At 63.2% G+C, this 21,197-nt stretch carries 24 protein-coding genes and 1 tRNA gene; 10 read left to right on the top strand and 15 right to left on the bottom strand.

Annotation, left to right across the window (positions count from 1 at the left end):
* Positions 1 to 11: 11 nt before the first annotated feature.
* From AC3IQ7_RS02525 to mscL, 4 genes are read right to left on the bottom strand one after another with little or no spacing between them, the layout of a single operon-like run.
* Positions 12 to 356: a cupin domain-containing protein gene (locus AC3IQ7_RS02525; protein ID WP_233516124.1), complete on the bottom strand. Its 345-nt coding sequence runs from the start codon at positions 354 to 356 to the stop codon at positions 12 to 14.
* A gap of 15 nt (positions 357 to 371) precedes the next feature.
* Positions 372 to 1,064, bottom strand: coding sequence for a DUF2461 domain-containing protein (locus tag AC3IQ7_RS02520; RefSeq protein WP_099377849.1), 693 nt, complete (start codon positions 1,062 to 1,064; stop codon positions 372 to 374).
* 21 nt (positions 1,065 to 1,085) lie between these two features.
* Positions 1,086 to 2,246: a Do family serine endopeptidase gene (locus tag AC3IQ7_RS02515; RefSeq protein ID WP_489208284.1), complete on the bottom strand. Its 1,161-nt coding sequence runs from the start codon at positions 2,244 to 2,246 to the stop codon at positions 1,086 to 1,088.
* Positions 2,247 to 2,285: 39 nt separating this feature from the next.
* On the bottom strand, positions 2,286 to 2,735 hold the full coding sequence (gene mscL / locus AC3IQ7_RS02510; RefSeq protein WP_099377847.1) for a large conductance mechanosensitive channel protein MscL: 450 nt from the start codon (positions 2,733 to 2,735) through the stop codon (positions 2,286 to 2,288).
* A 413-nt stretch (positions 2,736 to 3,148) separates the two neighbouring features.
* Here mscL and petA point away from each other — a divergent pair, with 413 nt between their 5' ends.
* From petA to AC3IQ7_RS02470, 8 genes are all read left to right on the top strand, one after another.
* Positions 3,149 to 3,757 carry a ubiquinol-cytochrome c reductase iron-sulfur subunit gene (gene petA, locus AC3IQ7_RS02505; protein WP_034783594.1) on the top strand — a complete coding sequence of 203 codons (609 nt, stop codon included), beginning with the start codon at positions 3,149 to 3,151 and terminating at the stop codon, positions 3,755 to 3,757.
* Positions 3,758 to 3,759: 2 nt separating this feature from the next.
* The gene (locus AC3IQ7_RS02500) at positions 3,760 to 5,172 is read left to right on the top strand and encodes a cytochrome b (protein WP_099377846.1); all 1,413 of its coding nucleotides are present in this window, start codon (positions 3,760 to 3,762) and stop codon (positions 5,170 to 5,172) included.
* A gap of 36 nt (positions 5,173 to 5,208) precedes the next feature.
* Positions 5,209 to 5,973 (top strand): cytochrome c1, encoded by a 765-nt coding sequence (locus AC3IQ7_RS02495; protein ID WP_322426621.1) that lies wholly within the window; start codon positions 5,209 to 5,211, stop codon positions 5,971 to 5,973.
* Positions 5,974 to 6,093: 120 nt separating this feature from the next.
* Positions 6,094 to 6,705 carry a glutathione S-transferase N-terminal domain-containing protein gene (locus tag AC3IQ7_RS02490; RefSeq protein WP_010394154.1) on the top strand — a complete coding sequence of 204 codons (612 nt, stop codon included), beginning with the start codon at positions 6,094 to 6,096 and terminating at the stop codon, positions 6,703 to 6,705.
* Positions 6,706 to 6,822: 117 nt separating this feature from the next.
* On the top strand, positions 6,823 to 7,335 hold the full coding sequence (locus AC3IQ7_RS02485; protein ID WP_225243046.1) for a ClpXP protease specificity-enhancing factor: 513 nt from the start codon (positions 6,823 to 6,825) through the stop codon (positions 7,333 to 7,335).
* A gap of 26 nt (positions 7,336 to 7,361) precedes the next feature.
* Positions 7,362 to 7,437, top strand: a tRNA-Thr gene (locus tag AC3IQ7_RS02480).
* 114 nt (positions 7,438 to 7,551) lie between these two features.
* Positions 7,552 to 8,783 (top strand): IS3 family transposase gene (locus AC3IQ7_RS02475; protein ID WP_489208282.1). Its coding sequence is split into 2 segments (ribosomal slippage): positions 7,552 to 7,917 and positions 7,920 to 8,783, totalling 1,230 coding nucleotides; the frame shifts between segments, so codons are not numbered across the junction.
* A 163-nt stretch (positions 8,784 to 8,946) separates the two neighbouring features.
* Entirely contained in the window at positions 8,947 to 9,153 is a 207-nt protein-coding gene (locus AC3IQ7_RS02470) for a dodecin (RefSeq protein WP_034753599.1), read from the top strand.
* Positions 9,154 to 9,169: 16 nt separating this feature from the next.
* On the opposite strand, the gene AC3IQ7_RS02465 is transcribed toward AC3IQ7_RS02470, so the two are convergent.
* Positions 9,170 to 9,481: a hypothetical protein gene (locus AC3IQ7_RS02465; RefSeq protein ID WP_489208281.1), complete on the bottom strand. Its 312-nt coding sequence runs from the start codon at positions 9,479 to 9,481 to the stop codon at positions 9,170 to 9,172.
* Positions 9,482 to 9,640: 159 nt separating this feature from the next.
* Here AC3IQ7_RS02465 and AC3IQ7_RS02460 point away from each other — a divergent pair, with 159 nt between their 5' ends.
* Together AC3IQ7_RS02460 and AC3IQ7_RS02455 are read left to right on the top strand one after the other, a co-directional pair.
* Positions 9,641 to 10,015 (top strand): hypothetical protein, encoded by a 375-nt coding sequence (locus AC3IQ7_RS02460; protein ID WP_489208279.1) that lies wholly within the window; start codon positions 9,641 to 9,643, stop codon positions 10,013 to 10,015.
* A 210-nt stretch (positions 10,016 to 10,225) separates the two neighbouring features.
* Positions 10,226 to 11,212 (top strand): EDSAP-1 family PEP-CTERM protein, encoded by a 987-nt coding sequence (locus tag AC3IQ7_RS02455; RefSeq protein ID WP_489208277.1) that lies wholly within the window; start codon positions 10,226 to 10,228, stop codon positions 11,210 to 11,212.
* A 67-nt stretch (positions 11,213 to 11,279) separates the two neighbouring features.
* Here the strand turns inward: AC3IQ7_RS02455 and AC3IQ7_RS02450 are convergent, their stop codons facing one another.
* The 10 genes from AC3IQ7_RS02450 to AC3IQ7_RS02405 are packed head-to-tail and all read right to left on the bottom strand — an operon-like array spanning position 11,280 to position 21,180.
* Positions 11,280 to 12,356: a LytR C-terminal domain-containing protein gene (locus tag AC3IQ7_RS02450; RefSeq protein ID WP_489208276.1), complete on the bottom strand. Its 1,077-nt coding sequence runs from the start codon at positions 12,354 to 12,356 to the stop codon at positions 11,280 to 11,282.
* An 11-nt stretch (positions 12,357 to 12,367) separates the two neighbouring features.
* Positions 12,368 to 13,306, bottom strand: a complete 939-nt coding sequence (locus tag AC3IQ7_RS02445) for a type II secretion system F family protein (protein ID WP_489208275.1) — start codon at positions 13,304 to 13,306, stop codon at positions 12,368 to 12,370.
* Between the two features lie 13 nt (positions 13,307 to 13,319).
* Positions 13,320 to 14,297, bottom strand: a complete 978-nt coding sequence (locus AC3IQ7_RS02440; protein WP_489208274.1) for a type II secretion system F family protein — start codon at positions 14,295 to 14,297, stop codon at positions 13,320 to 13,322.
* An 8-nt stretch (positions 14,298 to 14,305) separates the two neighbouring features.
* Positions 14,306 to 15,652 (bottom strand): TadA family conjugal transfer-associated ATPase, encoded by a 1,347-nt coding sequence (locus AC3IQ7_RS02435; RefSeq protein ID WP_199534321.1) that lies wholly within the window; start codon positions 15,650 to 15,652, stop codon positions 14,306 to 14,308.
* A gap of 49 nt (positions 15,653 to 15,701) precedes the next feature.
* Positions 15,702 to 16,871 carry a CpaE/TadZ family protein gene (locus AC3IQ7_RS02430; RefSeq protein WP_489208271.1) on the bottom strand — a complete coding sequence of 390 codons (1,170 nt, stop codon included), beginning with the start codon at positions 16,869 to 16,871 and terminating at the stop codon, positions 15,702 to 15,704.
* 53 nt (positions 16,872 to 16,924) lie between these two features.
* Positions 16,925 to 17,533: a TadE/TadG family type IV pilus assembly protein gene (locus AC3IQ7_RS02425; RefSeq protein WP_489208270.1), complete on the bottom strand. Its 609-nt coding sequence runs from the start codon at positions 17,531 to 17,533 to the stop codon at positions 16,925 to 16,927.
* Positions 17,523 to 18,005 carry a TadE/TadG family type IV pilus assembly protein gene (locus tag AC3IQ7_RS02420; protein WP_099377834.1) on the bottom strand — a complete coding sequence of 161 codons (483 nt, stop codon included), beginning with the start codon at positions 18,003 to 18,005 and terminating at the stop codon, positions 17,523 to 17,525. Before AC3IQ7_RS02420 ends, AC3IQ7_RS02425 begins: the two co-directional genes overlap by 11 nt.
* Positions 18,002 to 19,423, bottom strand: a complete 1,422-nt coding sequence (locus AC3IQ7_RS02415; RefSeq protein WP_489208268.1) for a pilus assembly protein TadG-related protein — start codon at positions 19,421 to 19,423, stop codon at positions 18,002 to 18,004. The genes AC3IQ7_RS02420 and AC3IQ7_RS02415 overlap by 4 nt, the downstream gene beginning before the upstream one ends.
* Positions 19,413 to 19,715 (bottom strand): hypothetical protein, encoded by a 303-nt coding sequence (locus AC3IQ7_RS02410; protein WP_489208267.1) that lies wholly within the window; start codon positions 19,713 to 19,715, stop codon positions 19,413 to 19,415. The genes AC3IQ7_RS02415 and AC3IQ7_RS02410 overlap by 11 nt, the downstream gene beginning before the upstream one ends.
* Before the next feature lie 16 nt (positions 19,716 to 19,731).
* Complete coding sequence (locus AC3IQ7_RS02405) at positions 19,732 to 21,180, bottom strand: type II and III secretion system protein family protein (RefSeq protein ID WP_489208266.1); 1,449 nt, start codon at positions 21,178 to 21,180, stop codon at positions 19,732 to 19,734.
* Between the last annotated feature and the right edge of the window lie 17 nt (positions 21,181 to 21,197).

The following is a 21,197-nucleotide window of genomic DNA, read 5'->3' as shown; positions in this document are numbered from 1 at the left end:
CACCCGGAAAGCTAGCGCCCCGCCTTGTGCATGAGTATGGTGAGCAATAACAGACTGTCTTCGCGCGCTTCCAGGGCGTGCGCCTGGCCGCCGAGCAGGTACAGCATCTGCCCCGATCCCAGCACCTGCACGCCGCCATGCGCCTCCACCGCCACCTGCCCTTGCAGGCACAGCAAGGTGATTTCGCCGAGCACGTGATGCTCGGGCATGGTCTTGCCCTTGGGCATGCACATGCGGATCAATTCCAGCTCATCCGTTTTGGCCAGCGCGATGGCGGAAAACTGCGACAGGTCGTCGCCGTCCCTGCGCAGCACCTCGATCACCTGTCCTGAACTTGCGTGCTCCAGTGCCATCATGTGCTCCTTCCGCAATTACTCGGTGACTTCCTCCGGCTCTTTCGCACCGCGCATCCACTCGACCAGCGGCCACGCATCCTTCAAGCCTTCCGCCAGGGTCGGCAGCAGTTTCTCGGGCGCGTTCACGGGCAGCGGCACTTCGGTCCAGACAAAAAAGCTCTTCAGCTTGATGAATTCGATATGTTCGGCGTCCGCGTCAAACCCCTTCGGCGGGCGCTGCAGCTTGCCTTCGTTCTGGATGGTGCCGAAACGGGCCTTCAAACGCTTATTTTTCAACACTTTGGAAAAGCCTGGCGCGTCGTTGAGCATATGCTCGCGCAGCGCCTTCAGGCGGCCCGGCGGCGGCATATATTCGCCGGCGCCGAACAGTAAATTGCCCTGGCCATCGATCTGCAGATAATACGTGGGGCCGCCCGCCTTGCTGGGACGGCGCATGTCGTTCGGCGCGATGGCGGCCGAAAAGCGCGTCTTGTACGGACTCTTGTCGTGCGCAAAACGCACGTCGCGGTTGATGCGGAACAAGGCCTTTTTCGGATTGCAGTACTTCACGGCCGGGTCGAACTTGCCCAACTCACCGATCAGGCTGGTGACCAGCGCGAGGAATTCCTCGCGCAGGATGTCGTAGCGGGGCTTGTTCATGACAAACCAGGGACGGTTGTTGTTGTCGCTCAGTTCACGTAAAAATTGGGTCAAATCACGCACATGCATGTGTCAAATTCCGATCAGCAACTATTTGGAAAGCTCTTTCGGGATGGGGCGCTTGCCTACCATCACGTCGAGCGCCGCTTCGCGATTCTTGCGCAGCACCGTCATTTTAGCTTTTCCGCCGGGCGGCAGTTGGGCGATCAGATTCAGCATTTCCGTCGTGTCGCCGACGGGCTTGCCTTCCACCGTCAGCAGGATGTCGCCGGGCACGATGCCCGCCTTGTCGGCCGGGCCGTTGCGCACCACGCCGGCGATGATGGCGCCGCTCGTGCGCTGCAAGCCGAAGCTTTGCGCCAGCTCGGGCGTGATGTCCTGCGTTTCCACGCCGATCCAGCCGCGCACCACGTGGCCATCCTTGATGATGGCTTCCATCACCGTCTTGGCCGTCGAGACGGGAATGGCGAAGCCGATGCCGACGGAGCCGCCGCTTTGCGAGTAGATCGCCGTATTGATGCCGATCAGATTGCCGCGCGTGTCGACCAGGGCGCCGCCCGAGTTGCCGAAGTTGATGGCCGCATCCGTCTGGATGAAGTTTTCAAAGCTGTTGATGTGCAGGTTGTTGCGGCCCAGGGCGGAGATGATGCCCATGGTCACCGTCTGGCCCACACCGAACGGATTGCCGATGGCCAGCACCACGTCGCCCACGCGCGCCAGTTCCGACTGGCCCAGCACGATGACAGGCAGCTTGTCGAGGTTGATCTTGATCACGGCCAGGTCCGTTTCCGGGTCCAGGCCGACGATCTTGGCGGGCGCCTTGCGGCCATCCGTGAGCACGACTTCGATTTCGTCGGCGCCTTCAACCACGTGGTTGTTGGTCAGCACATAGCCTTCATGGCTGACGATGACGCCGGAGCCGAGGCTGTTTTTCAAGTCGTCGTCATCCCCGTCGTCCGGGTCGCGGTCGCCGAAGAAACGTTTGAAGAAGGGATCGCGCGCCAGCGGATGGGCGCCGCGCTTGGGTACTTGCAGGGTGAGGATGTTGACGACGGCGGGCATGGCGCGCGCCGCCGCATCGCGGTAGGAACCGGGCGCCAGGCTGCTGGACGCCGTTTCCACCACGGGCACCGGCTTGGTGGGAGAGCCCAGTTGCTGTACCCGGCTGGCCGGGCGCAGCGCGCCGTACACAAAGTACAGCGCCAACGCGATCGTCACGGTTTGCGCAAACAATAACCAGAATCGTCGCATAGCACTCCACCCAGGTCAGCCGGCCCGTGCCGGAACGACTTATTTTGCCAGATCGTTGCTATTCTGTCCGTTCTTCTGCAGGGAGTCGCGGATTTCACGCAGCAGCACGATGTCTTCCGGCGTGGCCGGTGCAACTGCCGGCGCGACCGGTTCGCTGCGGCGGGCCTTGTTCATCAGGCGCACCATCTGGAAGATGATGAAGGCCAAAATGACGAAATTGAGCAGAATGGTGAGGAAATTACCGTAGGCCAGCACGGCGCCCGCCTTTTTCGCTTCCACCAGGGTCATCGTGGTAGCTTGACCATTCAGGGGCAGATAGTAATTGGCGAAATCGAGTCCGCCGAAAATGCGGCCGATGGGTGGCATGATCACGTCTTGCACCAGGGAATCGACAATCTTGCCGAAGGCGCCGCCGATGATGACACCGACCGCCAGATCGACGACGTTGCCTTTCATTGCAAATTCTTTAAATTCTTTCATCATTGCCATGAATTTCTCCTTCGGATATGTATAAAAAACATGCCGATCATACTATTGATTCCCGGGTACACCAACTTGTGGTTGCCGGCGAGACCAATTCCGGCACAGCCGTGCGCATCTAGTTCGAAAGAACTAGCCACCTCCTGCAAAAGTATATAAATTATGGTACAAGCAACGTTTTTGTTTTATTCGTTGTTTGCTTCACTTATAATTTGCGGTTGCCAGAAGTGGCTTTTTCACTTCCGGATAATCAACAAGAAACTGGCATGGGCTGCGCCATAGTCCGAAGTTCCGCAGGGATGTTGCCACTTTACCGTACAAAGATGCGGGTTGCGGCAATCAGTGGGAAAGAGCTTCGGCGACGGGTTTTTCGCGGCTGCCACTCATAATAAAGATTCGCATTTTGACTGATTGGGGTTTGCATGAGTAACGAAAAGCAGGTCGATTCAGGCCGTCGCGGCTTGCTCGTCGCCACGTGCGCGGCGGGCAGTGTAGTTGGATTGGCAACCGCGGGAGCCTTGGTAAGCACCTTCCAGCCGTCGGAGCGCGCGAAAGCGGCTGGCGCGCCGGTCGAAGTAGACATCACCACCTTGCAACCCGGCGAAATGCGCACCGTCGAATGGCGCGGCAAGCCGGTCTGGATCCTCAAGCGCACGCCGGAAATGATCGCGTCGCTCAAACAAACCGATGGCAAAGTCGCCGATGCCAATTCCCAACGCAATCCCGCCGAATTCACGCCTGAATACTGCATGAACGAGGCACGCTCGATCAAGCCTGAAATTCTCGTCGCTGTCGGCATCTGCACCCACCTTGGCTGCTCCCCTTCCTCGAAATTTACCCCCGGCCCGCAACCGTCGCTGCCCGATGACTGGGAAGGCGGCTTCCTGTGCCCTTGCCACGGCTCCACCTTCGACATGGCAGGCCGCGTGTTCAAGAACAAGCCGGCGCCGGACAACCTGCAAGTGCCGCGTCATATGTATCTGAGCGACACCAAATTGCTGATAGGTAAAGACGAGAAAGGCGAGGCTTGATCATGGCTGCTTTCAAAGAAACGAAGTTCCCGGCAGACGCTCCCGTCGCCGAAAAAGCGCTGGGCTGGGTCGATGACCGCTTTCCCCTGACCAAGCTGTGGAACGACCAATGGGGCAAGTACTACGCCCCGAAAAACTTCAACTTCTGGTACATCTTCGGCTCGCTGGCCATGCTCGTGCTGGTCTTGCAGATCGTCACCGGCATCTTCCTGACCATGCACTACAAACCGGATGCGGCCCTGGCCTTCAATTCCGTCGAGTACATCATGCGCGAAGTACCGTGGGGCTGGCTGGTGCGCTACATGCACTCGACGGGCGCCTCGGCCTTCTTCATCATCGTCTACCTGCACATGACGCGCGGCCTCCTGTACGGCTCGTACCGCAAGCCACGTGAACTGATCTGGCTGTTCGGTTTCGCCATCTTCCTGTGCCTGATGGCCGAAGCGTTCTTCGGCTACCTGTTGCCATGGGGCCAGATGTCGTACTGGGGCGCCCAAGTGATCGTCAACCTGTTTGGCGCCATCCCGCTGATCGGCCCTGACCTATCGCTGTGGATCCGCGGCGACTATGTCGTTTCCGACGCGACCCTGAACCGCTTCTTTGCCTTCCACGTGATCGCCATCCCGCTGGTACTGCTGGGCTTGGTTGCAGCGCACTTGATCGCCCTGCACGAAGTCGGTTCGAGCAACCCGGACGGCATCGAAGTCAAAGAAAATCTGGGCGCCGATGGCCACCCGGTCGATTCGATTCCTTCGCATCCGTACTACACCGTACATGACCTGTTCGGCGTGTCGATCTTCCTCGTCATTTTCAGCGCCGTCGTCTTCTTCGCGCCGGAAATGGGCGGTTATTTCCTGGAATACAACAACTTCCTGCCCGGCGATTCGCTGAAGACCCCGCTGCACATCGCGCCAACCTGGTACTTCACGCCGTTCTACTCGGTGCTGCGTGCCACCACGGCCGACTTCATGTACGTGCTGATGGGTGTCGTGGCTGCCTACGTGGTATTCATCTGGCTCAAGTCGCGCCTGTCGACGATCGTCAAGTCGGTCATCGCCGGCATCGCCATCGTCGCCATCATCGGCATGCTGCCGCAGGTGCTGGACGCGAAATTCTGGGGCGTGGTGTTCTTCGGCGGTTCCGTCGTGATCCTGGCCTTCCTGCCATGGCTCGACCATTCGCCGGTGAAATCGATCCGCTACCGTCCGACCTGGCACAAATATGTGTACGCCATCTTCGGCCTGTCGTTCCTGATCCTCGGCTACCTGGGGACCCAGGCGCCAACGGATACGAAAACCATCGTGTCGCAAGTGTGCACCCTGATTTACTTCAGCTTCTTCCTGTTGATGCCATGGTGGAGTGCAATGGGCAAGTTCAAGACCGTGCCGTCGCGTGTGACGTTTCACCCGCACTAAGCCGCTCTCACGCCACGCTCAAAGGACATACATCATATGAAGATTGCAAAAAAACTGCTCGCCATCCTGGCCTTCGTGCCTGCCATGGCTCTCGCCAGCGAAGGCGGCTTTCCGCTGGACAAGGCTCCTGACCGCCAGACCAACATGGCGGCGCTGCAACATGGCGCCAAATTGTTCGTCAACTATTGCTTGAATTGCCACGCCGCCGTGTCGATGCGCTACAACCGGCTGCGCGACCTGGGTTTGACGGAAGACCAGATCAAGCAGAATCTGTTGTTCTCCGGCGATAAAGTCGGCGACTTGATGACGACAAGCCTGGCACCGCAGGACGCCAAGGCTTTCTTTGGCGTCGTACCGCCGGATTTGTCGGTAATTTCGCGCGCGAAATCATCTTCCGCTGGCACAGGCGGCGACTACCTGTATACTTACCTGCGTACGTTCTATAAAGACGACACTCGTCCGACCGGCTGGAACAACATGGTCGTGCCGAATGTTGCCATGCCGCATGTATTATGGGAATTGCAAGGTGTCCAGTCTGCCAAGTTCGTGGAAGAGAATGATCCGCACGACGCTGGCAAGAAGATCCACAAATTTGCCGGCTTCGAGCAGGTCAAGCCAGGTACGTTGAACAAGATCGAGTATGACAATGCGGTAGCCGACCTGGTCGGCTACATGGAGTGGATGGCCGAACCGGCACAGCAGACACGCAAGCGCCTGGGCGTGTGGGTGCTGCTGTTCCTGTCGGTCTTTGCTCTGCTGGCATGGCGCCTTAACGCGTCGTTCTGGAAGGAAGTCAAATAAGTGAGGCGCCGGCCATAGGCCGGTTTATGCCTGTTTCTGCGTTGTCCGCATGAGTGGACAAGCGACCTGGGGTGAGCCGTTCGCGGCTTCACCCCCTTTGTTTCTAAGGAACTATAAAAAATGATGGTTCTCTATTCGGGTACAACCTGCCCATTTTCGCAACGCTGCCGCCTGGTCCTGTTTGAAAAAGGCATGGACTTCGAAGTGCGCGACGTCGACCTGTTCAACAAACCGGAAGACATTTCGACCATGAATCCGTACGGCCAGGTGCCTATCCTGGTCGAGCGCGAACTGATCCTGTATGAATCGAACATCATCAACGAGTACATCGATGAGCGCTTCCCGCATCCGCAACTGATGCCGGCCGATCCGCTGATGCGTGCCCGCGCGCGCCTGATGCTGTTCAATTTCGAAAAAGAACTGTTCGTGCACGTGCACGTGCTGGAAAGCGAACGCGCCAAGAGCAACGACAAGGCCCACGACAAGGCACGCGCGGAAATCCGCGACCGCCTGACGACCCTGGCGCCGCTGTTCCTGAAAAACAAGTACATGTTGGGCGACGAATTCTCGATGCTCGACGTGGCTGTCGCGCCGCTGCTGTGGCGCCTGGACCACTACGGCATCGAACTGTCGAAGACGGCTGCACCGCTGATGAAATACGCCGAACGCATCTTCTCGCGTCCGGCCTATATCGAAGCACTCACTCCTTCGGAAAAAGTGATGCGTCGTTAAAAGATATTCCCGGCAGGCAGCGCTTGCCGGGATATCTTGCGTCAGCAGCCAGTCTTTTGAATTACCGGTGCGCCACCCTGTCATTGACAGGGGCGCTCCCGCCTCACAGTGTCTACCATGTCTGAAATCTCAACCAAACCTTATATGCTGCGCGCCATCTACGAGTGGTGCACCGACAGCGGCTACACGCCTTATCTCGCGGTCAAAGTCGATTCGCGCACCACGGTACCGATGGAATACGTGAAAAAGGGCGAAATCGTGCTCAACATCAGCTTCGGCGCCACCAGCGGCCTGAAGATGGACAACGACGCCATCCGCTTCCACGCCCGCTTTGGCGGCGTCTCGCGCGAAATCTACGTACCGGTCGACAACGTGATGGCCATCTACGCCAACGAAAACGGCCAGGGCATGGCTTTCGAGCCTGTGTTGGGCAACGATGACCCCGACGCGCAACCGACGGACAGCCCGGCCTCCGCCGACGTCCCGCCGCCAGCGATCGCCCCGGTCTCCAGCGCCCCGACCCTGTCGTCCGTGCCGACCAGTTCCCCCGAACAACGCGACAACGCCACGCCCGGCGACGACGAGCCACCAAAAAAAGGCGGCCGCCCGACCCTGACACGCATTAAATAGCGTATAATTCGCAACGCGCAGTTTTTGCCGACTTAGCTCATTTGGTAGAGCAGTTGATTTGTAATCATCAGGTGGCCAGTTCGAAACCGGCAGTCGGCACCAGAATTTTAGTAGGAAATCAAAGGGTTACATGCTTCGGCAGGTAGCCCTTTTTTCTTTTCTCTGACCCGTCCTGGAATAAGTTGACACTTTTTCGATGCAGAGATGGAGTGTCAAATGGAACAAGGGTTTAGGCGCAGCCAGCGCGATTACAGTCTGGCTTTTAAATTGAGCGTTGTCGAGCAGGTGGAAAAAGGCGAGATGACGTACAGGCAGGCGCAACTACGCTACGGAATACAGGGTCGGTCGACAGTTTTGGTATGGTGTCGCAAACACGGCCTGCAGGATTGGACGCATCCACGGGGCCGAAGCCAAGGGAGCGCGATGATGACAGACAAGCCGACCAAGCCACTGACGCCAGAGCAACGCATTAAGGAGTTGGAGCGTCAACTCAAGGAAGAAAGACAGAAATCGGCGCTGTTCGAAGCGGTTCTCGACGTCCTGCGTGACGAGTACGGGGTGCCGGTAAAAAAGCCTTTGGGCAGGTCATCGCGCGCAAGCAAGTCGAAGGATTAAGCGTCGAGCGGGCCTGCCGCTGTGTCGGCATCAGTCGCCAAGCCTATTACCAGCGCCGTCAGCGCGAGCAACAGTGCCTGGACAGGGCACAAACTGTCGTCAAACTGGTGCAGCCGATACGTCTGCGCCAGCCGCGCATCGGCACGCGCAAGCTGCACAGCATGCTCGGTGCAGCCTTTTCCCGAGAAAAGATCAAAGTGGGACGCGATGGGCTCTTTGACATCTTGCGGCAGGAGCGGCTGCTGGTACAACCGCAGCGGGCCTATCACAAGACCACGAACAGCCATCACCGCTTCCGGCGCCATCCGAACTTGCTCAAGGAGGGACCGGGGCAAGTGTTTGCCACGCAGCCGGAGCAGGTGTGGGTAGCCGATATCACGTATCTCCCGACCGCCGGAAAATTCGTCTATCTGAGCTTGGTGACGGATGCATACTCGCGCAAGATTGTGGGCTACCATGTGCACGCGAGCTTGCAAACCGAGGAAGTCAGCGAGGCCGTGAAAATGGCACTGCGAGCGCGACAGCGCAAGACGCCGCTGATCCATCATTCAGACAGGGGCATCCAGTATTGCTCTACTTACTATCAGGAAATTCATCGTCGTCACGGACTGACTTGCTCCATGACAGATGGCTACGACTGCTATCAGAATGCGCTGGCCGAACGTATCAACGGCATTCTGAAAGGCGAGTTCCTGCTGAATCGACCTGCGGACCTGAAACAGGCGAGCAAAATGGTGGCGCAATCGGTGCGGATCTATAACCAGGAACGGCCGCATACGGCCCTGCAATACAAAACGCCCGATGCGGTGCATCGGGCGTTTCTACAGCAATAAATACTGTCAACCTATTTTAGGACTGGACACTCCCTTCCGCGAACCACTCCCGTGGCGCATTGCTGCACCGCGCAATGACTATCAGCACGTTTAGGCGCAAGATGAGCATGTGCTTGCGCAAAGCAGGCTCCCGATGTCTGGCTTGCCTACCTGGGAAAATATCATGTCCGCACATACTTACAAGCTGATCGAACTGGTGGGAACATCGACCGAAAGCAGCGATCAGGCGATACGCGATGCCATTGCCAAGGCGGCGCTGACGGTCAAGCACATGGATTGGTATGAAGTGACGGAATCGCGGGGCCATATCGTCGATGGCAAGGTGGCGCACTTCCAGGTCACGCTCAAGGTCGGCTTCCGGCTCGAATAGCCGTACTGCGGCGCGCTCAGCGCCGCCCGGCTACTATCCGGCTCTCCAGCCACTCCCGGCCGCCGCTGTCCAGCGCGGTCTCAATGACCTTTTCCGGCAAGCTGTAGACGGTTGCCCAGCTGGCGCGGCCGTCCTGCGTATTCGCGGGGAAACTGTGCGTTTCAATCGGCCAGTGGTATTTGCGTTTCAGCGCCTTGACGATAGCGGCCAACGAGACGCGGCCTTGCAGCGGTTCGGCGCCGGACTGGTCGCGGTTCGACAGCAGCACGGCCAGGACCTGGCCGCGGCCCGTGCGCGCGCCGGGGAAGGTGGGGGTTTTTTTTGCCATGGCCTATTTTACCGGGCAATGATCAGCGAGAGGCGATGTGCCGCACCTTTGATCTGGCGCAAGCACCGCAGCGGCATTGCGGCCACGATGGGCATGTCACCAGGCGTGCCAGGCCCCTTTGGCAGCCTGGGCTTGATACAAGGGGCACAGGAGGACATCATGCACAGCCTGAACATTCACGCCATGCAATGGCAACCCGTCGCCGATATTTCCGCCGTCGATCCGCTGCTGCCCGGCGATCTCGCCTGCTTTCGCGAACTGCGCGACGTGCTGCAACGCTATGGCGCACTCGACCGCTTCGGTATTTCCCTGATCCACCGCCATTTCGACATCGCCGATGACGAAGAATTGATGGAATACACGGATGTGGAGCAACGTACCCTGACGGTAAAACCTGTCAAGAAAAGCGACATCGACTGGCAGCACACGACGATTACCAACTGGAAATTGACGGAAGGCGAGGAAGTGGCGCGCATCGGTTGCGGCTGCGCACGCAATTCGGGCGGCCACCTCGGCTATCACCGGGGCACCTGAGGCTGGCCGGCGCCACCCGCCAGGCGGCGTCGGCCTTTCTTACACTTTGCCCTCTCCAGTTCAGTCCGCTTTGCGCAAGTGTTTGATTCAATATGCTTTTTTTGTGTGGCACGCAAGCTGCTTATCACTGTCTACAAGATGAATCCAGGCAAGTCGAACTGGATTCCTTGCCCCCGGATTTTCCGAGACTGACCACGATAAGAGGCTGCGATGAACGTCGATCACACACGAAGCAAGACCCTGGGCTGGCTGGGCGCACTGGCGGCGGCGAGCCTGCTGGCCAGCGGCCAGGCGCATGCCGGCGCGTACGGCCTGGCCGTCAATGAATTGAACAATTTCCGCATCACCACGAGTGCCGGCACCTTGTCGTTGGCCGGCGCCAATCGCAATGCCAGCGACAGCGCCTTCTTTCAGGGCGGCGTGGCCGTCAATCCGCGCGCCGTCAATACGGGCCCGGCCGCCAACGCCGACGTGCTGCAAGTGTGCTCCGGCGCCGGCTGCGGCGCCTCGCCGCAAAACCACTATGCGCCCACCGCCGCGCTGGAATTCGCGCGCGGCGATGCGCATTCCTTCGGCAACATGCTCACTGCCGCCGGTTCCACCGTCAGCGCCGTGTCGGAAGCGCAACGCAACACGGTGGGGGCGGCGTCCTCCACAGCCGGCGACACGCTCACCGGCTCCGTCAACCTGACCCTGTCGAGCGCCGGCTTCATCACCTTCAGCTTCATGGGACGGCGCGACCTACTGGCCAACGTCACGACCATGGGCGACAAGTCGAACGTATCGATCATGGATATCTTCAATATCTCGTGCAACAGCGCCAGTCCCGTCGGTTGCCTGTCGAAAGCGAATGCCGACGGCGTGATCTTCCAGTTCGCGCCCGATGGCGATGCCAACAATGGCAGCGACATCAACGGCAACCATGGCGCCGGCAGCCTCGACCCGTTCAGCCTGAACATGACGGCCGGCACGAATGACCCGGCCAGCGGGCGCGCCTTCACGAATGGCTTTGCGATGTTTTCCCTGACCTCGAATTTCGCCCTGCCGGCCGGCAGCTATACCTTGAACTTTTCGAAATCAACGCGCACCGATATCGTCGTCATCGATCCCCTGGTCGTGCCCGAACCAGGCACGCTGTTCCTGCTGGGCACGGGACTGGCTGGCCTGGCTTTTACGCGCCGCCGCCGGCCAAGCTAGACACCGGCATGCCAACAACACGCGGCACCCGCAAAGGCGCCGCGTTTTTTATGCAGGCAAGAACGTGTTAACCGAGCCGCGCCAGCGCCTGGCGCGCCAGCTGCAGTTGCTGCAGATAATAGCGGTGCAGCATGGCCGGATCGCTCAGGTCGCGCCCCAGCACCAAGCGCAGCTCGCTGGCGGGGCAATCGGCGGCCTGGGTCTGCACCTGGGTTTGTACCTGCAGCCCCAGCTGGCGGGCCAGCTGACGCGCCGCCTGCTCCTGCGCGGGCCGGTACTCGACGCGCGTGCGCGCCACCTGGAAACTGGTTTCATTGGCCAAGCGCACCACCTGCACGGGAGCACCGGCCAGGCTGCGCGCCAGCGCTGCGGCCAGGCCGGGCACGCCATTGCCGTTCACAATTTCCAGGCGCGGACGGGTCACGGCAGCGGCCGGCATGGACCGCTCCGCCATGGCAGCAAGCACGCCGCGCGCGGCCACCGGCACGCGCTGCAAGCGCGCCATTCCGTCGGTTTGCGTGATGTCGATGCGCGCCATGGCAGGCGCATCCGGCAGCGGCGCGGCCACGGGCACAGCCTGCGGCGGCGCCTCGCTGCGCAAGACGGCCAGGCCGCGCCGTAAGTCATGTTCCTGCAGGCTCTGCGCCTGGCGCCGCATGACGACGGCGCGCGCGTGCTGTCCCAGCCGTTCCAGCACTTGCGCCAGGTGCTGCCAGGCCAGCGCATTGAGCGGGTCGAGCAGACACGCCTGTTCCAGCGCCGTCAACGCTTGCGCATCGCGCCCGCTCAGGGAATAGGCGTGACCGAGATTGCTGAACAGATACGCCTGCTGCGGCTGCGGCGGACTGGCCTCCCGCGTCAAGGCCAGCCAATGGGCGATCGCCGCATCGTGTTCACCGCGCTGCGCATGCAGCACGGCCAGGCCGTTGCGCGCATTCACATGGCGCGGTGCGGCGCGCAACGCCTGTTCATAGGCCGCTTGCGCGGCAGGCAAGTCGCCCCGCTCGAAATGCTGGCGCCCCGCCACGTAGGCGGCATCGGCGTCAGGCCACTGCGGCAGCGGCGCGTGGGCCAGCTGCGTGGTGCAGGCGGCCAGGCCCAGGCAGGCGCAGGCGGCGGCCAGGCGGGAAATCGTCAAGCGCATGATAGCTCCTTTCAGCGGTTGGCCATGGCCGGCACGAGCACGCGATAGACTTCGATCACGGCCGGCCCCATGAGCACCAGCATGAGGGTGGGAAAGACGCAAAAGATCAGCGGGAACAGCAGTTTCAGGGCGATCTTCGCTGCCGCCTCCTCGGCCAGCAGGCTGCGCTTGCCGCGCAGGTTTTCCGAATGCACGCGCAGCGAATCGCCCATGCTGGTGCCGAAACGTTCCGATTGAATCAGCATGGCGACCAGAGTGTCGACGTCTTCCACGCCGCTGCGCAGGGCCAGGTTGCGCAGCGCCTTTTCCTTGGAAAAGCCGGCGCGCATTTCCATCAGCACCAGTTGCAATTCCTGCGCCAGCACCACGCTCTTGATATGGATTTCGCCCGACACTTTGACGAGCGCGCGCTCCAGGCTCAGGCCCGCTTCCACGCACACGGTCAGCAAGTCGAGCGCATCGGGGATGTTTTCAAAGATGTCGCGCTGGCGCCGCTTGGCCGTGCTGGCCAGCACCAGGTTCGGCAGGTAGTAACCGAGGGTGGCACTGACGCACAGCAGCAAGAGCAGCACGCTGCGCAGCTGCGCCGCCATGGCGCTGGCCGCGTACAGGCCCAGCACGGTGGGAAACAGCAGGGCCAGCACGGTTTTCGCCGCAAAGTACAGGGCCGGCGCGCTGGCCTGGCTCCAGCCCGCGTTCATGAAGCGCGTGCGCAGCGGCGAGCGCTCCCAGCCCTCTTCCGGCAGAGAAAGCTTGCTGAACGGCTGCGCCACGCGCGCCACGCGCTCCACCCAGCCAGAGTCGGCCACCGCCTCGCTGGCGGCCGGCGCCATGGAACCGAACAGGCGCTGGCGCAAGGTGCCGGGAAAGAAGATCACCCATGCCAGCAGGGCCAGCGCCACCACCACGGCAAAGACGATCACGAGAAACAGCAGTTGTGCACCGCTCATGCGACCTCCTGTTTTATATCCTGATACGAATGACGTTGCGCATCCACACGATACCCAGCGCCACCATGCCGGCCGCGTACCACAGCAATTTGATGCCGCTGGGATCGGTCCACAGCAGGCGGATGTATTGCGGGTTGACCAGCGCCATGACGCCGATCATCACCACCGGCATCAGCCCCAGCACCCAGGCCGACATGCGCCCCTCGGCCGACAGCACGCGCACCTGCCCCAGCAGCTTCAAGCGGGCGCGGATGATGCGGGCGATGCTGACCAGCACCTCGGCCAGATTCCCGCCCGATTCGCGCTGCACCAGCACGGCGATGACGAGGTAGCGCAAGTCCGTCAGCGGAATGCGCGCGGCCAGGTTTTGCAGCGCTTCGTTCATCGGCACGCCGTAATTGATCTCTTCGTGCGCCATCTTGAATTCGCCGCTGATCGGCTCATTGAGTTCATCACCGACCATCTGCAGCACATTCGAAAACGAGTGCCCGGCGCGCAGCGCGCGGGCCAGGAAATCGGCCGCTTCCGGCAATTGCGCCTCGATCTTTTTCAACCGCGCCGCGCGCGCGCGCAGCACGACCATGCACGGCCCGCCGCCGGCCACGCCCAGCAGCAGCAAGGCACCCGGCAGCGGCATGGGCCAGATGACCAGCCACAGCAGCGCCACCAGCAGCAAGCCGCCCGCGCCGCCCAGGAACTGCGCCACCGACCAGGACAAACCCGATTGCAGCAGCAGGTGGTCGAGCTTTGCCGCCTGCGGCAGGCGCCGCAGCCAGCGCTCGAGGCCGGGCGTGCGCGCATAGCGGCGTTGCTTGAGGATGGAGACCCGCTCGCCGCCCGCCTCGCCGCGCGTCGCCATCAGCCGCAAGCGCCGGTTGATGCGCCGCGCCGCGCTGCCATGCGTGCCAGACCACCACAGCCAGGCACCTTCCACCATCAGGATGCAGGCGGCGAACAGCAGCACGGCAAAGCCGTAGAAGACCAGGTCCATGCTGCCTCCTATTCGTAGATGCGGTCAGGGTCGAAGACGCTGTCTGGCACGGGCGCGCCAAACATGCGCAAGCGTTCCGTGAAACGCGGCCGCACGCCCGTGGCGCAAAAGTGGCCCAGCACCTTGCCGGCGGCATCGACGCCCGTCTGCTCGAAGCGGAAGATTTCATGCATGGCGATGATGTCGCCCTCCATGCCCGTCACCTCCTGCAGGCTGACCAGCTTGCGCGCGCCGTCCGTCAGGCGCGACACTTGCATCACCACCGTCACGGCCGAACAGATCTGCTGGCGCGTGGCGCGCGGCGTCAGGTTCACGCTGGCCATGCCGACCATGTTTTCCAGCCGCGCCAGCGCGTCGCGCGCCGTGTTCGAGTGGATGGTCGCCAGCGACCCTTCATGGCCCGTGTTCATCGCCTGCAGCATGTCGAGCGCCTCGGCGCCGCGCACCTCGCCCAGGATGATGCGGTCGGGCCGCATGCGCAGCGCATTGCGCACCAGCGCGCGCTGGCTCACTTCACCCTTGCCCTCGATATTCGGCGGACGCGTTTCCAGGCGCACCACGTGCGGCTGGCGCAGCGCCAGTTCGGCCGCATCCTCGATGGTGACGATGCGCTCGCTGCCGGGGATGAAGCCGGACAGCACGTTGAGCAGGGTCGTCTTGCCGCTGCCCGTGCCGCCCGAGATCAGGATGTTGACCTTGGCCTGCCCAAGCGCCTGCAGCACCTGCACCATGGGCGGCGTCAGGCTTTTGTAATCGAGCAGATTGGCGATCGTCAAAGGCTGCACGGCAAAGCGCCGGATCGACAGGATCGGGCCATCGACGGCCAGCGGCGGAATGATGGCATTCACGCGCGATCCATCGGGCAGGCGCGCGTCGACCATCGGGCTCGATTCGTCGACGCGCCGTCCCACGCGCGAGACGATCTTTTCGATGATCTTCATCAGGTGCGCATTGTCGTGGAAGGTCACGTCCGTCAGCTGCAGCCGCCCGCCTCGCTCCACGTAAACCTTGTCGCAGGTATTGACGAGGATATCGGACACGCTGGCATCGGCCAGCAGCGGTTCCAGCGGGCCAAAGCCCAGCATCTCGTGCTGGATGTCGAGCACCAGGCTATGCCGCTCGTGCTGGTTCAGCACGATGCGCTCTTCCTCGATCACGCGCTGCACCAGCAGCGCCAGCTCGTGCTTGAACTGCTCCGCCGTCAGGCGTTTCAAGCGTTCCAGGTCGATACGGTCGAGTATCGTCTGGTGCATGGTTTTTTTCAGTTCCTGGTAGGCATGCAGCGCCAGCGCGCCCTGTCCATGCGTGGCGGGGCGCACCGTTTCATTCGCCGCCAGGCGTTCGCGTAAAGTCATCTCGGCTCCCATGATGGCTCCCGGCGGGAGCCTTGACATCTATCCTGTCCTAGGCCTCGCTGCGGCTGAACAGGCGGTCGAACAGGCCGCGGCTTTCCGTCACGCGGCGCGCCGTCACCAGCTCCACCAGTTCGGCCAGGCTGCGCGCCACGGCGCTGGTGCGCGACAGCTGCAGCAGCGGAATGCCCTGGTTGACGGAATCGGTGGCGGCGATGTAATCGTTGGGCACCGTGTGCACCACTTCCGCGCCCAGCGCCTGCTCCAGGTCCGCCAGGCGCAGGCGACCGCCCTTTTCATAGCGGTTGACGATCAGGCGCAGGCGCTCGCCCGGATAGCCGAGCGAGCGGAAAATGTCGAGCAGGCGGCGCCCGTCGCGGATGTCGGGCAAGGCCAGCTGCAGCACCGGATAGATGGCGTCGGCATTGTCGAGCGCGCGCAGCGACAGCGCATCAATCTGGCGCCCCACGTCGAGCACGATGTAATCGTAGTGCTGGCGCGCCACGGCCAGGATGCGGTCCATATGCTCGGGCTGCATGTCGACCTTGTGCGCGGGGTCGTCGGCCGCCGCCAGCACGCCGAAGTTCGGCGTCACGTGCACCAGGCACGAGGCGAGGAAGGCGCCATCCATGCGCGCGATCTGCGCGCAGATGTCGGACAAGGTCATGGCCGGCTTCTGGTCCGAGACATACAGGGTGGCGTCGCCGAACTGGCCGTGCAAGTCGATCAGCAGCACCTTGCAGCCGGCCAGGCTGGCCAGCGCGTAGGAAAAATTCGTCGATAGAAAAGTGGCGCCGCTGCCGCCCTTGCACGAAATGAAGGCGAGCACTTTGCCGTCGCGCATCTGCGTCACGCCGGCCTGGATATCGACCCGGTCCATCGCCTCGTGGAAGGCCTTGTGCACCAGCGGCAGCTGCAGCACTTCGCGCATGCCGGCGCGCATGGCGCGGATCAGCACATCCTGCTGCTGGCCGCGCGTGAGCAGCATCAGCACGGCCAGCGGATACTGGCGCGCCAGGCGCTCGAGCAGGTCGGCTTCGTCGGCATCGATGCCGCTGGCGTCGACGATCACCAGCTCGGGCGCTTCGGGCAGCATGCGCTCGACGGCGTCGCGCAGGCCGCTGCGCCGCTCCAGCAGCCGCAGCACGGGCATGCGGGCCGCGCCTTGCGCCGCGATTTCATCGTGCAGGCTGGCATCGCGGGTAATCACCAAGGCTTTCATCCCCCCCTCCTTCATTCAAGGCACTACATTCGGCTGCGCCGACGGCTTGGCGCTCATGGACAAAAGCCGGGATTGTCCGGATAGCCCAGCGACTCGGCCACCGCCATGGTGGTCCCGCTGGGCAAGCGTATGGAGCCTGCGCCAGAGGGAAACATCATCCCCAGCAGCGGCAGCACGGGCCGGTACGGCACGCGCTCGCAGCGCGCACCCTCGCCGGGCTGGCACAGGCGCGCGCGCACGAAGCGGATGCAGCTGGCGCCCTGCGGATCATCCAGGCAATTGATGCGGTTGCGCTGCGGGCAACCCGGCAGCACCGTCACCGGCACGGCCGCCAGCGCGGCGCCCCCCGCGCTTTCCGACAAATAATCGATGCGCACATGTGCGTCGCTGATGCCGCCGCCCAGCGGCAGCGTGCCCGGCGTGGCGCGCAGCACGGCTTGCGTGCGCACGGCTTGCAAGGCGCCGGCATTGCTGAAATCGGTGACGGCGGCGGCGCGCGCCGCGCGCCGGGTAATCTCATGCACCATGTTCCACACGTACACGGCGCGCGCCATTTCCAGCATGGCGAACAGGAACAGGAAGAACAGCAGCGCCAGCATGGCGAATTCGACGGCGAAGACGCCGCCCTGGCGCTGCCGACGGAGGCGCGGTTCAATGGACATAGCGCAAGGTCGCGTTGGCCCGCAGCGGGATCGGCGCCAGTTGCGGCAGCCACTTGCGGGTCAGCGCAGGCAGGAAATCCACCGGCATGTCGGCGGTGACCTTGATGCGCACCTGCAGCGGCGCCGTGGCGTAGCTGCCGCAGGCATAGGAATCGTCGGCGTACACGCAATCCACATTGACCCATGCGGGATTGATGCCCGGCCAGCTTTCCGCCATCGCTTCGGCCACCATTTCCCGCGCCAGCGCGGCGCCCTGGCTCGCCGTGTCGAACTTGCCCATCTGCGGCAGCGGCATGGTCGCCATGTAGCGCGCCGCATCGTGCGCGCTTTTTTGCAGTGCCGTGTACACCAGCAGCGCGCGGCCGAACAGCAGCACGAAGGGCAGCAGCGCCATGAAGAACAGCAGGATCAGCGCCAGTTCGATGGCGGCGACGCCGCCCTGGCGGCGCGCGGCGCGGCAGGGTGGCCTCATTGCAGCAGCTCCGCGGGGCCGGCCAGCGTGCCCTCGTCCGCCAGGCCGGCAAATTCGCCGCTCAATACGCCATTGCTGGCCGGCGCCGTCATGAAGAAGCGGCCGATGCCACGCACCTGCGCCAGCACGTCGCTGCCGGCCGGCACGGGGCAGGCCAGCAGGGGGATATGCAGCAGGCGCCGCTGCGCCACGCCCGTGTTGCCGGTCGGCGCCGTCTGGAAGCCCAGCGTCTGGTAGGGCGGCGTGGCAGGATAGCCGGACTTGGCGGCCGGCGCGGCCGGGCTGGCCGGATACAGCTTGGGCCAGTCGCTGGTGGCAAACGGCAGATAGCCGCCGGCCGGCTTCGGGTTGCTGTACCTGGCCGCCCTGGAAAAAGACCACAGCGGCCCGTAACTGCCGACGGCGGGCGGCGTCGCGTTCGATTCCGGGTCGGCCACGGACAGCAACGGATTGCCCGTGCTCAGGGCGCTCGGCGCGTCGGGCGCGTTCGTCATCCACCAGCTCGCGGCCGTATTCGGATAGGCGCGGATATTCGTGTCGGGCGGCGCCGTGACGGCATGGCAGCCGCTGCCCGCATGCTGGTTGAAGCGCGCATTGAAAGCCGTCCACAGCGCGGCGGGAAAAGGCCGGTGCACGTGCACCTGGGCGCTGCCGATGCGCGGATACTGCACCGTGCCGCTGCAGACAAACGGCAACACGCTCGCTTCACCGACCTGCTGCGACACTCCCACCACGCCCGGCTGGCCCAGCGGATTGAGCACGAAATGTTCGGCCGTGGCGCCATGCGGATTGAGTTTCAACAGGTTATACGCCACGCCGCGGCGAAAGCCATATTCCAGCAATTCGACGGCCGGCAGCAGTGCCGCATTCGTGCGCGGGCTGGCCGCGCTGGCCGACAGCGCGCAGACGGCCAGCGGCATCAGGTGCAGGCTGGTGCGCCCCGCCACGGCGCGCGCGCCCGTGTCCAGGGTGCGCAGCGCCGGCGACCAGGCGCCGAGGAAGGCCGTCGCCACCCGCCCCAGCGAGGGTGTATTGGCCTGCGTATCGACGCGCACGAACAGCGCCGTGGCAGCGTCGGGCACGGCGCCCGCCGCATGCCACCCGCTGGCGGGTGCGTCGGGCGCGCTGGCGAAGCGGATGCTGGCGTCCGACAGGATGGCGCCCTGCATGCGGCGCCGCCATGCGCTGCGGTCGGCCGCACTGCCCTTGGCTTTTTCCACGGCGGCGAGCAAGCCCTCGGGCGTGCCCACCAGTTCCGCGGCGGCCGCCATCGCCGCATTGTCGGCCAGGTTCTGCAGTTCCGTCTTGCGGCCGATGACTTGCCCCACATCGAGCGCCAGGCCGATAAAGCCCAGCACCACGATGAGCAGGATGGAAAAGGCGATCAGCATCGCCCCGCGCTGGCGTCTATTTGCCACTGCCGCCTCCCAGCATGAATTGCACCGGCTGCGGCGCCTGGGCATTCGGTTCGGCAAACGACGCGCGGTAGCGCTGCATGACGGCGTGCGCGCTGGGTCCGTCGAGGCCATCGGCCGGCGTGCGATTGCCCGCGCTGGCCGGATCGCGCACCTGCTGCGCCATGGCCAGGCGCACGGCGTCGCCGAAGCGCCGGTCCAGCTGCGGCGTGCTGCCGTACGCGCAGGCGGCCAGCTGCATGGCCAGGGCCAGGGCCGCGAGGCGCCGCAGCGATGTCAAGAGCGAGTTCGGCATGGCGTATCTCCCCGTCTCATTTCAACTCGAAACCGTTGGCCGCGCGCGGTGCTGGTACCGACGGCGGCACGGACGGCGGCGCCAGCGTGCCTTCCATCTTGCCGCCCAACATCAAGTCCATGCGCGAAGGCGGCGCCAGCTGCGCCGTCGGCAGCACGGCGTCGGCCGGCAAGGGTTTCACCAGATGCGCGGTAATGACGAACAGCAATTCCGTGCGGTCGTGCTGGAAATCCGTGCTGCGAAACAGCGCACCGAGGATAGGCACTTCGCTGAGCCAGGGCACGCCCGCGATGTTGCTCACCTGGTTGTTCTTGATGAGGCCGCCGATGGCGTAGCTCTGGCCGTCGTACAGCTGCACCGTGGTCGAGGCGCGCCGCGTGGTGATGACGGGCAAAATAGAACGTCCGCTGACGCCGGCGGCGGAAATGCCCACGCCCTCGCGCGACAGTTCCGACACTTCCGGCGCCACCTTCAAATTGATGCGCCCGCCCGACAGCACGGTCGGCGTAAAACGCAGGCCGACGCCGTATTCGCGCTCTTCCAAGGTGATCTTGTTATTGTCCTGGCCGACGGGAATGAATATCTTGCCGCCAGCCAGAAAACTGCCCTCCTGTCCGCTGATCGCCATCACCGTCGGCTCGGCCAGAATGCGCACCAGGCCATCCTGTTTCTGCGCCTCGATGGTCAGTTGCTGGCGGCCATTCGACTTGCGCACGTCGAGCAAACCATTGGCCGTGCCGCTGAGGAAATTCGACAGCAAGGTGGTGGCCCAGCTGCCGGAAGCGAAGCGCAGGGTGGCGCCCACTTCCAGCCGTTCCAGCAGCGACTTCGACACTTCGGCGATCTGCACGGCCAGCATCACCTGCTGCGGCGCGCTGACGTCGAGCATGTTGATGATGCGGCTGTTCGCGCCGCCCGCGCCGCCACCGGGCGCCGTGGCGGCGAGGGGCATGGCGGCGCCATCGGCAGGTTTGGGCAGCGCCAGCGGCACTGTAGCGCGACGCACATAGGCGTGCGCCAGCTCGACGGCGCGCAGCACGGCGCCCGCATCCTGCACCGTGCCCGACAGCACCAGGGTGTCGGCCACGGCCGTGACGCGGATGGCTTTTTCTTCCGGCATCAGGGCCGCCAGGGTCGCTTGCAAGCCGGCCGGGTCCATGCTGACGCTGACGTTCACCACGCTGCACACGCCGCTCCTGCCCTGGATGATCATGTTCGTGCTGCCCACGTCGACGCCGACCACATACAAGGTGTCGGGGGCAACCAGCATGGCCTGCACGACGGCCGGATTGCCGACGCTGCGCTGTTGCACGGCTTCAGGCAGGCGCAGCATGCTCGACTTGCCCACCTGCAGCTGCAAGTTACCGGGCGAGGCCGCTTCACCGCCGCAGCGCGGGCCAGGATCGGCCGCCGCGCCCGCAAGCGGCGACAGCAGGCAGAACAGTATCAGCAGGGCGCGGTTCATGAGCGTGTCCATGGTTG

This window comes from Janthinobacterium sp. GL_088 (genome assembly GCF_057837845.1).
Note: the sequence above shows the minus strand (reverse complement) of the source record. Positions and strands in the feature narration are given on the sequence as shown.

What these genes read in the sequence shown, in the direction of transcription:
- AC3IQ7_RS02525 (WP_233516124.1), bottom strand. Translation starts at nt 356, where the DNA reads ATGATGGCACTGGAGCACGCAAGTTCAGGACAGGTGATCGAGGTGCTG.
- AC3IQ7_RS02520 (WP_099377849.1), bottom strand. Translation starts at nt 1,064, where the DNA reads ATGCATGTGCGTGATTTGACCCAATTTTTACGTGAACTGAGCGACAAC.
- AC3IQ7_RS02515 (WP_489208284.1), bottom strand. Translation starts at nt 2,246, where the DNA reads ATGCGACGATTCTGGTTATTGTTTGCGCAAACCGTGACGATCGCGTTG.
- mscL (WP_099377847.1), bottom strand. Translation starts at nt 2,735, where the DNA reads ATGGCAATGATGAAAGAATTTAAAGAATTTGCAATGAAAGGCAACGTC.
- petA (WP_034783594.1), top strand. Translation starts at nt 3,149, where the DNA reads ATGAGTAACGAAAAGCAGGTCGATTCAGGCCGTCGCGGCTTGCTCGTC.
- AC3IQ7_RS02500 (WP_099377846.1), top strand. Translation starts at nt 3,760, where the DNA reads ATGGCTGCTTTCAAAGAAACGAAGTTCCCGGCAGACGCTCCCGTCGCC.
- AC3IQ7_RS02495 (WP_322426621.1), top strand. Translation starts at nt 5,209, where the DNA reads ATGAAGATTGCAAAAAAACTGCTCGCCATCCTGGCCTTCGTGCCTGCC.
- AC3IQ7_RS02490 (WP_010394154.1), top strand. Translation starts at nt 6,094, where the DNA reads ATGATGGTTCTCTATTCGGGTACAACCTGCCCATTTTCGCAACGCTGC.
- AC3IQ7_RS02485 (WP_225243046.1), top strand. Translation starts at nt 6,823, where the DNA reads ATGTCTGAAATCTCAACCAAACCTTATATGCTGCGCGCCATCTACGAG.
- AC3IQ7_RS02470 (WP_034753599.1), top strand. Translation starts at nt 8,947, where the DNA reads ATGTCCGCACATACTTACAAGCTGATCGAACTGGTGGGAACATCGACC.
- AC3IQ7_RS02465 (WP_489208281.1), bottom strand. Translation starts at nt 9,481, where the DNA reads ATGGCAAAAAAAACCCCCACCTTCCCCGGCGCGCGCACGGGCCGCGGC.
- AC3IQ7_RS02460 (WP_489208279.1), top strand. Translation starts at nt 9,641, where the DNA reads ATGCACAGCCTGAACATTCACGCCATGCAATGGCAACCCGTCGCCGAT.
- AC3IQ7_RS02455 (WP_489208277.1), top strand. Translation starts at nt 10,226, where the DNA reads ATGAACGTCGATCACACACGAAGCAAGACCCTGGGCTGGCTGGGCGCA.
- AC3IQ7_RS02450 (WP_489208276.1), bottom strand. Translation starts at nt 12,356, where the DNA reads ATGCGCTTGACGATTTCCCGCCTGGCCGCCGCCTGCGCCTGCCTGGGC.
- AC3IQ7_RS02445 (WP_489208275.1), bottom strand. Translation starts at nt 13,306, where the DNA reads ATGAGCGGTGCACAACTGCTGTTTCTCGTGATCGTCTTTGCCGTGGTG.
- AC3IQ7_RS02440 (WP_489208274.1), bottom strand. Translation starts at nt 14,297, where the DNA reads ATGGACCTGGTCTTCTACGGCTTTGCCGTGCTGCTGTTCGCCGCCTGC.
- AC3IQ7_RS02435 (WP_199534321.1), bottom strand. Translation starts at nt 15,652, where the DNA reads ATGACTTTACGCGAACGCCTGGCGGCGAATGAAACGGTGCGCCCCGCC.
- AC3IQ7_RS02430 (WP_489208271.1), bottom strand. Translation starts at nt 16,871, where the DNA reads ATGAAAGCCTTGGTGATTACCCGCGATGCCAGCCTGCACGATGAAATC.
- AC3IQ7_RS02425 (WP_489208270.1), bottom strand. Translation starts at nt 17,533, where the DNA reads ATGTCCATTGAACCGCGCCTCCGTCGGCAGCGCCAGGGCGGCGTCTTC.
- AC3IQ7_RS02420 (WP_099377834.1), bottom strand. Translation starts at nt 18,005, where the DNA reads ATGAGGCCACCCTGCCGCGCCGCGCGCCGCCAGGGCGGCGTCGCCGCC.
- AC3IQ7_RS02410 (WP_489208267.1), bottom strand. Translation starts at nt 19,715, where the DNA reads ATGCCGAACTCGCTCTTGACATCGCTGCGGCGCCTCGCGGCCCTGGCC.
- AC3IQ7_RS02405 (WP_489208266.1), bottom strand. Translation starts at nt 21,180, where the DNA reads ATGAACCGCGCCCTGCTGATACTGTTCTGCCTGCTGTCGCCGCTTGCG.